This window comes from Pseudomonas sp. C2.3V, assembly GCF_058536325.1.
Genome location: NZ_JBZUBN010000003.1, coordinates 56,246 through 69,770 on the forward strand (window position 1 = coordinate 56,246; position 13,525 = coordinate 69,770).

Consider the following 13,525-nt stretch of genomic DNA (forward strand, 5'->3'; position numbering starts at 1 on the left):
TCTCTCAGTCCTCCCTTGTTAGGTAAATGCCCAAAACCCATAGGCCTGCACCCAACAATGTAGCGCAGATGGATAGAACAGTCGAGGCACTCACAAAGACGCTGATCAGGCCTGCTGCTACAGCCGTCGTACCGATTTTCCGCAGATCTTCGGCAACAGCTTTAAACCGAACGGTGGTGATCATAGTGTCGCTCCTTAATCTCAGAGCGCACTTTTCCCCGGACAGGGCAGTGACGCCCCGAGGGGTTATTAAAAAACATCTAAAGGATGTTGCTAATTTTGCATTGTTAGGAGGTATGCAGCCTCTTTTCGCTCCACGGGGGAGTGAAACCGATCAACCAAAGGCACGGAGCGACAACTCGGACCCAGGGTACTTGGCGGATCGGTTTCAAGAGGGAAAGGCAAACCCATACCGTGATAAAAGCGCAGGCTGGTGAAGCGATAACGTTGAGCGCAAGGGCTCACGTGGTACTGCTTAAAGGATGCTGAGGCTTAACGTGGTAGCTGCCACGTGAAGGCAAGAGTAGCGTATTTTTCAGCGTTGAACAGCAGTGGTTGATACCCGCGCGGGCACCAAAACAAACAAAATCAAAAAGCGCTAGCAAGTACAGTCGAGGATGTGCAGGACAGTGAGTGTCAGCAAGGCTGTGCCGGTAAGCGACCCGATGACTACGGCAATTTCCTTCCAGCTTAATGTAGAAGCTCTCTCGCACTGCTCGAGGAATTTAGCATGGTGTTTTGCTTCTTGTTCGCGTAGCTGGGCCAGATATATTTCAGACTCTTCTACGGTTCTCATACTTTGCGCTCCGGATTGGGATGGCTCTATTGAAAATACTTCAGAATCTCGCCGATGCAAGCGTGGCAAGGTGCGATCAAGCGGACTTGCATCCAGAGGTTCGTGGGGTACGGTAGTGCTGAAATCAATGGCCTACCGCTTCAAGAGGACTTCCACATGCAAGATCCCGCTATTTCGGTTCCAGGCCGATGGCCCACCACTGTCGAGTCAGCCGTTGAGCAGCTCCTGGCCATGCTCAGTGAAGAATCCAAGGCCACCGTTCGCGAACTGCCAGAAGAAGAGCTGATCCATTGCCACTATGGGTTGGGCATGGCCATCCGCAACGAATTCGGCCTCTGGAAGGGAAACGAGAAACTTCTCAAGGCAGCCTGTCCAGCGGGAGGGCACCCTGACGATGCTTCGATGGTCATCATTCGGGCGCTATGGGTTTGGCTTCGTTCAAAGCAGGTCATAGAAGGCGTCTACCAGACCCTCCATTAACGTGTACGGAATGCAGGACAAGTCCAGGACCGCCGATCTGTCAAACCGAATTTTCGAAAATATTTGACCCCAAAACCCGTGGTTGGTACCCGCGCGGGTATCAACCACGAGGCTTTGGACGGCATTTCTTGTAGTAGGGTGATCCTTGCACTAATCCACAGGGGTTGCCTTATGAACGATATGACCATTCCGCCCGGTTCAATACCCGAGCCATCAGGAAAAAAGACCATTCAGCTCACCCGCACGTCGGTTATGCCCAGCAGCTATTCCCGGCCCATACTGCGACGGTCAATTGAGGTTGCTTCTGACCACGCCCAAAAAATGTTTGAACGTACTTTCAGTCGCACCTCCTATTCGTGCTTTTCCATTGAAGTGATCCTGCAGATCATTGGAGAGGAAAAGTTAGTCGACAAGGCGCTTCTGACCATCAGTAAACTCATCAAGAACAGTGAAGATCTGATCGACAAGCAGATTGCTCAGATTACCGAACTCAACAAGAAGCATGAGCTTGATGAGAACTCCGGTTACTCGAACCCGGCCATCTACCATGCAGACATTACGAGTCCTCTGGCCATGCAGTACGCCAAACTGCTGCTCAAGTTCGACCACATGGTCAAGATGATCGACGTCCTGTGGATGAATGGCTTTCTGGAGTCACGTCAGCGTACCAAAGCCCTGCATGACTGGCGCAACAATATCTCTCGTCTTTCCAGCCGCATCATCAGCATCGAGAAAAATGCCCGCATCGACGCTCACAAGCGGGGCAAGCAGGAGGAGGTAGACAAAACCGCTCCTGCGCGAGCAGATGAAAACGATGCCGCCGCCTCGCTTAACGAAGCGATGAACCCTCAGGACAGCATCGAGGACGCCGGCGTACTACCTCAAGTTGAGGATCAGCCCGAGCCGAGCGATAAACGAAAGCCCAGGGGCAAGCCTGATTCAGAGGACGACCTGACAGAGCCGGTGCCGGTTTAGGCGAGATCAATGAAGAGTGTCTATATTGAGCGGCTTAGGTCGCTCTTTTTTTGGCGCCAATACTTGCTTGCAGGACATCTACTGGTAGTTTCAAGGGAACGGGGGAGAACAGCCATGAACACATTAAAGATTGCATCTGTACTGCTGACCGCGGCCATCATGACCGGATGTGCCAGCACTTCTTCAGAGCCCACCGGCAGTTATGCCTATCAGATCGCCGAAGCAGGCGGGCTCAATCTTCAGGATCAGAAAGTGCCCAAGGCCCAGTACGACGCAGCGTTGAGTTCTGTAACCGACGCCGGCCTTAACACAAGCGTGCTGGCCTCCTCCCATGGCTTCAACATGGGCGGTGGTGCTGCGCTTGGAGTAGGTTTGGCTGCGTGGTTGTTTAGCCCTGCGGCACCGGAGCAAAAAGATGCAGTGATAGCATTCGCGCCGATGAGTCTGGGGAATAAAGACCAAGCCTCGGACATGTTTGCGAAAATGGTGGGTGAGGCTTACAAGAAAGCATTTGAAGAGATGGAAGGCTTTGAAGCATCTAGAGTGGGCTTCCAGGACATGTTTGGTAAGCGCTACCTTGTCGCCGGGGTCGGGCCAGGTTGTGCCAAGAGTCCAGACTCTCCTGATAGGAAGTGTGTATTCACAGCAAGGCTCAAAAAGCCAAGCGTTTATAAGTCTCCCAAAGCAGTCTTCCCTGACCAGCATGAAACCTACCTTTTCAGCGCAACGGATAAGGTACTGTTTGAGGATACATATGACGCTGATGCTTTTGATAAGCAAACCTTCCTGCTTAACGTAAGTAAGCATCTTCCTGACTGGGCATATGTCTACGCCGCGCCGGTGCGTAAGGTCTCGCCACCCATGATTTTTCATAAGGGCAAGGTTCACTATTTTGTCGTACCTGAAGCTTAACCGAGGCTCAGGTCATGACAATGAAGTCGGAACAGACGGATGAGCTTCAGGAAGCGATCGAGGCGCTGGCCAGACTGCGAGTCAGAGGGCCGGCGCTGCTCAAGATCGAGCCGCAAACCGTATCGGTGGACCCTTATGATCCAGAGCTGCAAAAGAACCTGATTGCACACCTTGGCACAAAGGCCAGACGGTTGATCAATTTTACCGTTGGCCAGTGCTATACCGAGCATGGCTTCCCAGTGTTTGTCGCGGCCAATCACCGGAAATGCGTGTTTGGCCGAAAGTCGCTCGCGCCTGATCAGATCGTCTCGGTCGAAGTTATCGAGACGCTAACTGAAGAAGACAGGCAGCTCTTTCCGTGGGAGGAGCTTCAGAGCAGGACGCTGTTCATGGTGGCGGTCAAGCTGGTCACCGCCTACCGCCCTGCGCTGTACCTGTACCTGAACCTCAACAAGCCGATATCAAGGGATACAGGCATGTATCAGGATGCGCTAGCCAGAGCCCAGGCCCTGTGCGCTGCCATCCAGAGGTTTAAGGAATCAAAAGGGGTTTAACAGAGTGTAAATAGAAAGGGGACCTAATAGGTCCCCTTTTTACCGCTACTTGTTCCGTTTAATTCTGCAGCCCTCCTGGTGCAGCCATCGCATCCGTTGCTCGCTTGGCCGCACCCTTGAGGTCTACCTCATTTGTAGCCCGGACAGTACGGTCCACGCTGTTTTCACGCAGCTGGTCGGTGTTCAGGAGACTGCCCTGCCCTGTGAGCGTTTCCAGCGTGACGTTTTCGGTAGTCGGATAGAGGTTGTGCAGGTTCAGGAGATTGACCCACTCGGTAAGGTCAATCGTGTCCCAGTTGAGCTGGCCAATCTCGTCGATTGTAAGCCCACCGCACTCCGGCTCCTCAGCGTCGCCCCAGTTCTTGCCGAGTTGAGGTCTGGCCTGTTCCTGAATGATGCGGGACAGCGGTGAGTTGAAGCAGCAATACGATTCGCGCTCCTCGATACAGAGTCCCGCTACCTTGGTCTTGCAGTACTTGCCGACCTTGTGGCAGTTGCCCAGCTCACGCTGCGCATTGAGCTCAAACTCCTCTTTTTCGCACTCCCAGATCATTTCCATGATCACCATGGCGATGACGTAATATGTATACACTGTCATCAAGAAGCCTAGTGAGCTAGACACCCCTTGTACAATCTCTCCTCCTGGCGTGTTACCTAACAGAGAGTCAGTAGCTTGGCCTGCTGCTGCTCCAGCTGCTCCGGTCCCTCCTTGTTCAGCAGCTGTGCCCATTGCCTTATAGAACAGATTATTGAGCTGCTTTGCTAATTCCTTTTGCACGGTCTCAATAGCTTTGTCCTTTAAACCAATAATTCCATCGTAAAACGATGTAAATGGCTTGGTGATGGGCTGGAAGGTATTGACCACGGGATTCCGCAAGCTGGCATAGCTGCTTTTGATAGCTCCGAGCGCGCTTTGACTCTTGATACTCATAAGCGCCGAATCGATCTTGGGTACCGCCAGGACCAGTGTCAGGTAGTCGCCTACCGAGACGTTGGTTGGCTGCTCGCAGCAGTCCACCGAGCCACCGATGGCTTTCTTGCATTCACCCGGTTCGGCCTTGAAGATCTCACACTCAACGTTTGTCGTGGCATCGGCCTCGGCACAAGCCAGATCCTCGCCCATGAACTGCGCAGCCTGAAGCAGCGACGCCGCCTTGTCGAAGTCCTGACTCACCTCTCGCGTGATGCCGATGCACTCCGCGCCCATGCAGCTCACCGAACGCTGGCAGGCCTCGGGATTATCCACGCACCCCGGAAATGCCTCGGCCAGATCAATCTTGAGCTTGCACGCTACGTTCGAGGTCGCTGCACCACAGTCATAGGTCTCGGTGAAGCGAATACACTCGCCCGTCTCGGTGGCCTCACTGCACACCGACTTCACCAGCCCGCACTGGGGATTTTCTGCCAGAGGGGTACAGGTGTCCTCGTAGCCGTCGATGGATTTACTGGCATCGATCGTGGCGGTCATGCTGCGGCACATGGGCGAGATACCTGAAAGCCCCGTACTTGGGAAATCACTCTCGCACACCCTGACGCCGTTCTGGGTCATGCATCCCGCGCCATCCAGCGCCGGCATCTCCGTGCAGCTGTAGGAGACGTCGCTGTAGTACTTGGTTGCCTCCTTGGTACGCGCCAGGCAGTCCGCCGGGTCCCAGCCATTGTCCTGTACCGCCTTGGTCGAGTCATAGTTGAGCCGGATACGCCCATAGCCTTCCCCTTCGCCAGTAACCGAGACACGGATCTTGAAGCGCACCGTGGCGCCTGCCTTGACGTTCTTGAACAGGCTGGTGACATCAACCAGGGGGTTGGCGGTCCAGCTCTTGTTCAGCTCACAGGCACCAGCCGTCTCGGGTGGGAAGTTATTGTTGGGGCCCTGCCAGATGAGTTTTTCGTTACCGGCGGGTCCTACCCAGACCTGCATGTAGTCGTCCCACTTGGCGTACTCCAGCTGGGCACTGATCACTGCTTCAGGATTGATCACCGTGACTTCAGTGTACTGCTCCTTGATCGAACAGTTGCCGGACCAGTAGTTGTCACCCACCTCGCCGATCCACAGCTGCATGCAGCCTGCACCACAGGAGTTGAGGTTGGCTGGGCCTGCATGGTGCTCGATCACGCCCACGGTATAGTCATGGTCCGCCTCGCACTGGCCGTTGGGCATGTTGGGCCGGGTGCACTGCTGGAATTTGTTGGTGCTGGCGGTCGGGTCAGTGCCGTCATCACAATCAGGAAACAGTCCATCCGCGCTGTCGGTGGCCGTATACAGCTGGTTGGTCTGGTTCATCATGGGATCATTGGTGAGATCCATCTTGCCCACCGCCCGTGCGCCCTGAACCACTTCAAAGGCCTGTCCCTGCAACGACACCTCCCCGCTGTCCTGCTCGGACCTGAGCGTACTCAGGGCTTCGGTGCCCGCCGAGTTCATCGCATCGCCATCGTTGTAGAGCTGCTGAAGATCCGTAGGGTCCGCGGCATGCGGGAAGTACTTGTTGACCTCATCACCCGTACCGCCCGGAAACAGCTCGTTGATGTTTAGCGAGGTATTGGCACCCGGTAGCGTCAGAGTCCCATCCTCGCTGTAGGTGGCCAGGTCAGAAGGGTTAGGCGTAATGTCCCGCCCGAACTGCTGCGCCTCATGGCCAATGGCGCTCATGTCCGCCGCCTGCGCATGCTTCTGGTCAATTGGCATCCAGAGCATCAGGGCTGTCATGGCCCAGGCCGTGGAGCGGTAAACAAGTCCGGCTCTATTCATGGGTGGTTGACCTCTATTGAGTCATGCAGCAGTCTTTCCAGCGCCAGATCGTGTAGATCGGGTCCTGCCCTTCGGCTGGAATGGTTCTGGCCTGCCCCCAGATCAGCGTGGACTCGCCAATCTTGTGGCCCTTCTTGGTTTCGGGCAGTGGATGCAGGATGGATAGCTTGTACTGGCTCTTGGGAAGCGTTGGCGTGATCTCACCGCCACACATGGCGCCATCACCCATGGTCCCGTGTGCCAGCCCGCGACGATGCAGCGCTGCCAGCACTCGCGCGCTCAGGAGTGAGCTGCCCTTGATCACGCCGCGATTGCCCGGCACGCTGCCGACCAGTGGGTACAACGTGCCCCAGCTGCCCGCACACCAGAACATGCTTTCAATGGGGTTGCCGGTAGCAGACGCCACGGCATCAGCGCTACAGGCAGTAGCCGCAACCGGATTGGCCACCGCAGCCGCTTCAGGGTTGGCAAAGAAAGCCAGCTCGGCGTTGTTCCAGGTCGGGTCCAGCTCGGACATGTACATCACGTCCAGGTCCATGTAGCCGTCGTTCTGGCACCAGCCCGAGGTAAAGAGATCCAGAATCACCAGCAGCGGAAAGGCGTAGTAGTGGTAGTGCATGAACATGCCGTCCTGCTTGCCGCCACTGCCATAGCCATGCGTGCCCTGAAAGGTGCGGTCAAAGGGAAAGCGCACGCCGTTGAGCACTGACGAACAGCCCGGTACGCGCTGAAACTCCACCAGACGCGCTGGCTCCCACATGCCAGAGCTGATTCCCGGACGCGGCACATTGTTGGTGTCCCAGCACATGCAGGCCGACTTCTTGCTGGCGCCCTCCGGCACACCGCTGGTTTCACCCGAGATGGAAACGCCTGCTACCCGCAGGGGAAAGAGGCAATCCCAGCAGATATCGGTAATCAGCTTGGGGCCAATCACATCACCGCTGTAGCAGCCCACCGCAGCATTGGCAGAGGAGGTCATACCCAGGCATAGGCTAAACGCGACTGCGCATAGGAAATGCCCAAGCGTGCGTCCAAAACGAAGAAAGATGAATAAGAGGTGAGTGACGCTGCATAAAAAGCGGGAGGTTTGCATATTCATAATGCGCTCCCGTCCTTGGCTGTCAGCTCCTTGACCACAAACACCTTGCCGTCACTGGTCACGATGCTGGGGGTATGCTCGATCTCGAAGCGCTCGATGATCTCCTTGGTCACCAGGTACACGGGTGCTTCGAAACGGTTGGAGAGACTGGTATACCCTTCCCAGCCCTGCTCCTTGTCCATCTGGGTGGCCAGATAGGTCAGCTGCCTGATATTGGGCTGTTTGGCCAGTTCAGGAAGAACACGGTCAAGAATCTTCATCTGGCCCGGTACCGATGGATCAAAGATCACCAGCGCCTGCGTAAAGGGCACCTGATCCAGTGGGTTGAGTACCGTACCGGCTTTCATCAGGACCTTGCCGTCTGCGCCAGTCAGATCCTGCAGCACGGTCACGCTGGGATCGATGGTGCGGGTACGGGAGTGCGAGGCGGGCGGAATATAGTTGAACTGCTGTTTTTGCCAGAACCGTCCAACGGCGGCCTGCTTCTTGGCTTCCCAGTCAACACCCGCCACGCGCTCCTGCATCATCTCGATCAGGTCCTGCTCGGCTATTTCCATCACCGGCCCTCGGCGGCCCTGATCGCCGGTCTGCCCCTCGGCGACCTGCTTTTCCAGCCATTCCGGTGAACTCAAGCCTTCTACCCGTGCCAGCTCATGCTTGTCGGTGAACTGAGTGTCAGTACCCTTTTCCATCGTAATCAGGGTGGGCACCTCTGTGACCTTGTAATCCCGATACAACGTAGGATCGATCACGAGGTTGGGCAGCGGGTCGTATTCAGCGATCAGATGCTGGTAGTGCTTCATCCCCTCGTCGAGCTTCATGCCTTCCGGTACGCCACGAAACACCAGCACCACGTCCTGACGCTCGGAGGCCATCTCGAAGACTTCCTTGAGCGCCGCCTTGCCCAGGGAAAGCGAGACAAACAGGAGCATGGAGTGATGGGCATAGGTCTCGTTCTTGCGCGCTTCCATCCTGGCCGCCCGTAGCGTGGGATCGGTTTCCTCCATTGAGCGCACCAGCTCGGTGGCCTCCCCCATGGCCTTGTCCATCGAAGAGTTCTTGAGCGTATTGAGGTCAATGGCTGCGCCAGCACCCTGCTTGATGGCCTCTCCCTGCTCCACAATGGCCTGATCCTCAGCAGTCAGCGCCGTACTGCCCAGATGGGTACTGCCTACCACTGCGCTCTTCTCGGTGTCCTGCCGGGGTGTCAGGAAGGTGCGAAGATCGCGGCCCTGCTCGATTTCCGGTGGCATGCTTTCAAGATCCGGAAGGTCAGCACCAGAGGCGGCCTGCGCCGCCCCCAGTACCAGTGAAAGAGCCAGCATGGCCCTAGAAAAGGGGATATGAGCGTCCAATGATCTGCTCCTTGGTCACGGTGCCCCAGTAGCGGGAGTCAAAGGAAAGCGGGGCATCCCCCATGAACCAGTAGGCGTTGGGACCCAGGGTGCCCTTGCCAATAAAGGACGAGCGCGAGCGCCCAAGCTTGTCGGCATGCACCAGGCCCACGGCCACGATCTCGCCGTTGACCTTGACCTGCTCCTTGAGGTTGATCTCCACCCTGTCCGAAGGTACGCCACGCAGGTACTTCACCAGTCGATGCTCGGGGGTGTAGATGCCCGGAATAACCTTGGGGTGAAAGGCGTAGAGCTTGCCCTTCTCCATGCTCTTGTCGCCGCGATCGATCAGGTAAAAGCTGTAGCCCTTGATGCTGATGACCTGTTGCGGGTCATAGGCAAAGGTAAAGCGGGAAAAGAACATGGCCCCGCTGCCCACGATCAGCGCCGTAGTCAGGGCCATCTTTACGGTGAAGCGGCCCCAGGACTCCTTCTTGTTAACGATACGATCAAACCTTCTCATGACGGTCCCCTCCCGATAAGTCAGTGGAGGACTGACCAAGGACCGCACGATCCCGCACATCCTGTACGGCGCTGCTGGCTGATGGGCGACCCTCCTCCTTGAGCCTGAAGGCGATACGGCAGTTGGCCAGAATGATCTGGGCTAGCTGCTCACGCATGGCAGCATCGTTTCGGTAACTCATGGCTGAGTCCTCGCAGGGGCTGACAGGGGATTAAGGGCTGGTACGCCGGAAGCCGAACCGGCGGCTGGCGCACCAGAAGCGGCTAGCTGCTCAACAGGCAGATACAGATCATCAGGAGCGGTTAGGACCGCTCGGGCATCCAGCACCGTGACGCCCTGCGCCTTGAGTTCAAGCACGCGCCGGTTGGTGTTGGCCATGATCTGGGCAACCTGTTCGGCAGACGCCCCTTCCCGGCTGTAGCGCTGCGCCAGCGCCACAAAGTCCACCACCACGAGCGAAGGCTGGCTGGTCTCCAGCGCCACGACCCGCTTGAAAAGAATGCCGCAGATGATGAACAGGCCAATCACAAACACCAGCATGAGCATCTGCAAGGTGGTCACCGAGCTTTGCTCAATCGGTACATGGGTTGAGGCTCCTGTAGCGCCTGTACTTTCCTGAACCGTAGAGGTTGAGTGCGGAGCTGCCGTCTGCTCTCGATGATCATCATGAGCGGGACTGGCGCCTGTTGGATGTGCTATTAACTGGCTCATGGAGTGACCTCCTCTTCAGCGGTGGCGGTGGCTGGCGTGGATGCAGGATTGTCGGGGGAGGCAGGAGATTCAGCGGATACCGCTGGCTCCTCTGGAAGCGACAGGGGAACCAGTCGCGGTGAGGGGTCACTCTTGGCGCTGGCTGAGCGACTCTTGCGAAGCTTGCGCTCATGGGATTGGGCCTGTTCAATCACCTCATCGTCTGCCCGCGTGTCCAGCTCGCCCCGGTCCCGCAACACGGCATAAATGGCATCAGATACACCCAGTCCCATGGCCCGATAACGATCGATCTGGCCGACGTCATTGGGATCGGTGGAGTACAGGAGCTTCTGGAAGGGGCCAACGAATAGCCGACCGACCCCGATACCTGCCTTGCTGCGGATAAAGATCTCGGAATACACCCCCGTGACGGTGTGCACGGTCTTGAGCAGACTAAAGCCACCATCGGACAGCGTCAGTCGACCCGAGCGCTTGATCGACTCTACCGTCTCGCTGGTCTGTCCCAGCAGGAACATGAACGCACTGTTCTCGGCAATGGCCCGCCCGACAGGGTTCTCGTACAGGTCATTGACGGACTGCGTGGCGATCAGTATCGAGCCCTGATATTTACGGAACTTGCGGTAGGCATGCTCCATAAATTTGGAGATATCACCCTCCTTGAGCAGGTCCCAGGCCTCGTCGATGAATACGATTTTCTTGACGTTACGATCACCGTGATACACCGCCTGCTGGATCTGGTAGATCAGCTGGAGCAGAACGATCTGGCGCAGGTGTGTACGACCCTGCAATTCATCCAGTTCAAGCACCGTGAACTGGTTGGTAAAGCGCATGTTGTTCTTGCCGTGGAAGTACTTGCCATAACTGCCGTCCCTGGTAAACACATACAGCTGGCTACCCACATCCTTTACACGCTGATCATGATGAGCAAGGCAGGCCTCGGCAATGTCGTCCACCAGCATCGCATTGCCCTTCTGCCTCCAGATGTTTGCCATCAGCCGGCGCGTCTCAGCGATCTGAAATTCCTCAAGGTTGCCCTTGGGCGAAGCCATGGCCATGACCTGAGCGACCAGGGCATCCTCATCATCGAAATAGTCCACCACGATATCGAAGGGGTTCAGGCATATCGTCGAGGATTCGCCAAACTGGACGTAGGAGCCCTCCAGCGTCTCGCAGAGCTTTTCGTAGGACTTGCCCGCATCGATCACCCAGACATGCGCGCCCTCGCTCATGTAGGCGGTCAGCAGTTCGTTGGCAAAAAACGACTTGCCCGAACCGGACTCCGCTGCGATGACACCGTTCTTGTTGGTTTGCGAGTCGTGAAGCGACAGCGACATGAACTGGCCGTTGCGCGAGACCAGGCCCACATGAGGGGTTCCGGTACCCTTCCATTCCCCAAACAGCGGCAAGAGAACCGTGGCGTGCTCGGAGGTCAGCGTCTTGTAGCGGTTCAGCTCAATAACCGCCTTGTGATCAGCACCGAAAGGCAGGGAATTGATCAGCATGGGCAGCTGGATAAACTTGTCCTGCATCATCGTGAATTTGCTTTCCGCCCAGATATCCTGAAGGGCGGTCGCAGCCGACTCCACACGCTTGAGCGTGGGCGCAAAAATCATGACCGAGTAGTTCATGCGCAAGGGCCGATTGCCAGCCTGCATGGAGCTTTCGAGTACGTCAAAGCTCTCCTTTTTCTCGCCCAGTACCGGGACGATCTTGAGCAGCGGGCCAAAGGCCTGATTCACGGTCAGGGTGCGCTTGCGATCCAGACTCTTCTTCTGCTTTTGCGCGTTGGGGTAGTACACGTTGCAGCAGACGGCATAGTTTTCCTTGATCGACTGCCCCTGCCCGCTCAGGTCGCCCACGTAGCCAATGGCATCGCCAAAGAACGCGGTTTTGGGCAGACGCTTGGCCGAGAGGATCTTGACGTAGGTTTCACCCATGCGCAGATGAGTTTTCTTGACCTCGACATCGGTGTCGTAATCAAAGATCTGCTCATTGATAGGCGAGGTCTCGTCCCAGGGTTCTTCCCCGAGCCGCCAGCTGGAGCGCTCACCCCAGTTGAGCAGGGTGGTCAGGGTGCGCTTGAGCTGGTAGGCGTCAAGCTTGCGCGGCGCAAAGCCAATATTGTTGAGCGAGGACTCAAGCTTCTCGCCTGCGGTAAACAGCTCTTCCAGCTCTTTTGTACTGGGCAGACGTTCCTTGATCGGGATCTTTAGCGTGATGACCAGCTTCTGGTCATGGATCACGCCATTGTTGAAGTAGCCCTTCTGGCCACGCGAGACCATGGGTTCACGGGTATGGTGGTTCAGAAAGCTTACGCGGTTGGTGACGATCTCACTTAAAAGCGGGTGATGAAAGCCTTCACGAAGCCGTTCCATGGAGTGCAGGGAGGCCTGTATTTCAGGCGACAGAAACAGCAGAAACGAGATGATCGAATCGTTGGGAAAGGGCTGGTTGAGCATGTTGTTGATGCGGTCCTGCAGGCCCTGATCCGCGCCCGGCAGTGGCCGACACATAAAGCCCAAGCCAATGGTGCCGTCGTTATTGAAGAAGTATTCCTTTTCCTCGTCATAGGCGATGACAGGTGAGAGCTGGGAGGCCCTGACCTCACGAGGAATAATGCCCTCGGCGTGCTCTTCTCTACAGCTGATGAATTCCATTATTGATCCCCCTTGCCACTAAGCCATGCTTCGAAGTTTTTCGGGCGCCCACGCGAAACCCGGCCGTCGTCGCTGATGAGGTACGGAATACCGTCCACACCGAGCAGGTTGGCGGTCACCAGGGACTTGGCGTATTTCTCTTCGGGGCACTTGTTGAGCGTTTCGAGTTGCTCGATCGTGCCGTTCAGGAGGGCATCGAGCTGCTGGCGCTCATCCCTTGCGCAGGCCAGGCGCTTGATCAGGCGATTGGACTCATCGCCCAGCGCAGGGACCGGCACAAACACAAAGGTGAACTCGCTTGTGTACTGGTTGGCTTCATTGGCCAGCGCATGGCAGTAGGAGCACTGGGGATCGGTAAAGAACACCACTTCCTTTGCGCCATGGCCCATGCGTATGGAAAGCAGGTCATCAACCTTGACGCCCATCTTCGAGAGCAGGATGCGCGAGGAGGACTCCTGCGCCTGTGCAATAGTGTCGATATGGCTTTGTAGCCAGGTGTCGTACACCTCACCCCTGAAGACATACCGACCGTTGCCACTGATGAAGTAGAGCTTGCCCTCGGACTGGAGCACCTTCATGCCATCCACCGGAAGGCTGGCCTGCCCGGTAATGGTCTTTGCGGCCTGTTCGATGGTCTGGGGGGTAATAGGCTTTGCAGCCAGGGCCGATTCGGCTAAGCCGAGGCCCACTACCAACGCGAGCGCAAGGTTGAAAGTTGGACGAGACATGCGG

The 13,525-nt window shown here is 56.6% G+C and carries 13 protein-coding genes; 4 read left to right on the top strand and 9 right to left on the bottom strand.

Features of this window, described 5'->3' with window-relative positions; all coding sequences use genetic code 11:
* Window positions 1-4: 4 nt before the first annotated feature.
* On the bottom strand, window positions 5-184 hold the full coding sequence (locus AC4LF3_RS23260; protein WP_019364639.1) for a hypothetical protein: 180 nt from the start codon (window positions 182-184) through the stop codon (window positions 5-7).
* Window positions 185-952: 768 nt separating this feature from the next.
* Between AC4LF3_RS23260 and AC4LF3_RS23265 the strand changes: the two genes are divergently transcribed.
* The 4 genes from AC4LF3_RS23265 to AC4LF3_RS23280 all read left to right on the top strand — a co-directional run bounded on the left by AC4LF3_RS23265 (window position 953) and on the right by AC4LF3_RS23280 (window position 3,717).
* Window positions 953-1,276, top strand: a complete 324-nt coding sequence (locus AC4LF3_RS23265) for a DUF6794 domain-containing protein (protein ID WP_125913232.1) — start codon at window positions 953-955, stop codon at window positions 1,274-1,276.
* A 321-nt stretch (window positions 1,277-1,597) separates the two neighbouring features.
* Window positions 1,598-2,251 carry a hypothetical protein gene (locus tag AC4LF3_RS23270; RefSeq protein WP_232235676.1) on the top strand — a complete coding sequence of 218 codons (654 nt, stop codon included), beginning with the start codon at window positions 1,598-1,600 and terminating at the stop codon, window positions 2,249-2,251.
* Window positions 2,252-2,365: 114 nt separating this feature from the next.
* The gene (locus AC4LF3_RS23275; RefSeq protein ID WP_313727702.1) at window positions 2,366-3,163 is read left to right on the top strand and encodes a hypothetical protein; all 798 of its coding nucleotides are present in this window, start codon (window positions 2,366-2,368) and stop codon (window positions 3,161-3,163) included.
* Window positions 3,164-3,177: 14 nt separating this feature from the next.
* The gene (locus tag AC4LF3_RS23280) at window positions 3,178-3,717 is read left to right on the top strand and encodes a hypothetical protein (RefSeq protein ID WP_125913200.1); all 540 of its coding nucleotides are present in this window, start codon (window positions 3,178-3,180) and stop codon (window positions 3,715-3,717) included.
* A 58-nt stretch (window positions 3,718-3,775) separates the two neighbouring features.
* Here AC4LF3_RS23280 and traN read toward each other — a convergent pair whose 3' ends face one another.
* From traN to AC4LF3_RS23320, 8 genes are read right to left on the bottom strand one after another with little or no spacing between them, the layout of a single operon-like run.
* The gene (traN, locus tag AC4LF3_RS23285) at window positions 3,776-6,469 is read right to left on the bottom strand and encodes a conjugal transfer mating pair stabilization protein TraN (RefSeq protein ID WP_197873357.1); all 2,694 of its coding nucleotides are present in this window, start codon (window positions 6,467-6,469) and stop codon (window positions 3,776-3,778) included.
* 13 nt (window positions 6,470-6,482) lie between these two features.
* Window positions 6,483-7,568 carry a TraU family protein gene (locus AC4LF3_RS23290; protein ID WP_232235677.1) on the bottom strand — a complete coding sequence of 362 codons (1,086 nt, stop codon included), beginning with the start codon at window positions 7,566-7,568 and terminating at the stop codon, window positions 6,483-6,485.
* Window positions 7,565-8,923 (bottom strand): TrbC family F-type conjugative pilus assembly protein, encoded by a 1,359-nt coding sequence (locus AC4LF3_RS23295; RefSeq protein ID WP_125913202.1) that lies wholly within the window; start codon window positions 8,921-8,923, stop codon window positions 7,565-7,567. The genes AC4LF3_RS23290 and AC4LF3_RS23295 overlap by 4 nt, the downstream gene beginning before the upstream one ends.
* Complete coding sequence (locus tag AC4LF3_RS23300) at window positions 8,898-9,425, bottom strand: S26 family signal peptidase (RefSeq protein ID WP_125913203.1); 528 nt, start codon at window positions 9,423-9,425, stop codon at window positions 8,898-8,900. The genes AC4LF3_RS23295 and AC4LF3_RS23300 overlap by 26 nt, the downstream gene beginning before the upstream one ends.
* Window positions 9,412-9,606 (bottom strand): hypothetical protein, encoded by a 195-nt coding sequence (locus AC4LF3_RS23305; RefSeq protein WP_125913204.1) that lies wholly within the window; start codon window positions 9,604-9,606, stop codon window positions 9,412-9,414. The genes AC4LF3_RS23300 and AC4LF3_RS23305 overlap by 14 nt, the downstream gene beginning before the upstream one ends.
* Window positions 9,603-10,136 (bottom strand): hypothetical protein, encoded by a 534-nt coding sequence (locus tag AC4LF3_RS23310; protein ID WP_125913205.1) that lies wholly within the window; start codon window positions 10,134-10,136, stop codon window positions 9,603-9,605. Before AC4LF3_RS23310 ends, AC4LF3_RS23305 begins: the two co-directional genes overlap by 4 nt.
* Window positions 10,133-12,793, bottom strand: coding sequence for a type IV secretion system protein TraC (traC, locus tag AC4LF3_RS23315; protein ID WP_125913206.1), 2,661 nt, complete (start codon window positions 12,791-12,793; stop codon window positions 10,133-10,135). The genes AC4LF3_RS23310 and traC overlap by 4 nt, the downstream gene beginning before the upstream one ends.
* Entirely contained in the window at window positions 12,793-13,521 is a 729-nt protein-coding gene (locus AC4LF3_RS23320) for a thioredoxin fold domain-containing protein (RefSeq protein ID WP_125913207.1), read from the bottom strand. The genes traC and AC4LF3_RS23320 overlap by 1 nt, the downstream gene beginning before the upstream one ends.
* Window positions 13,522-13,525: the final 4 nt, after the last annotated feature.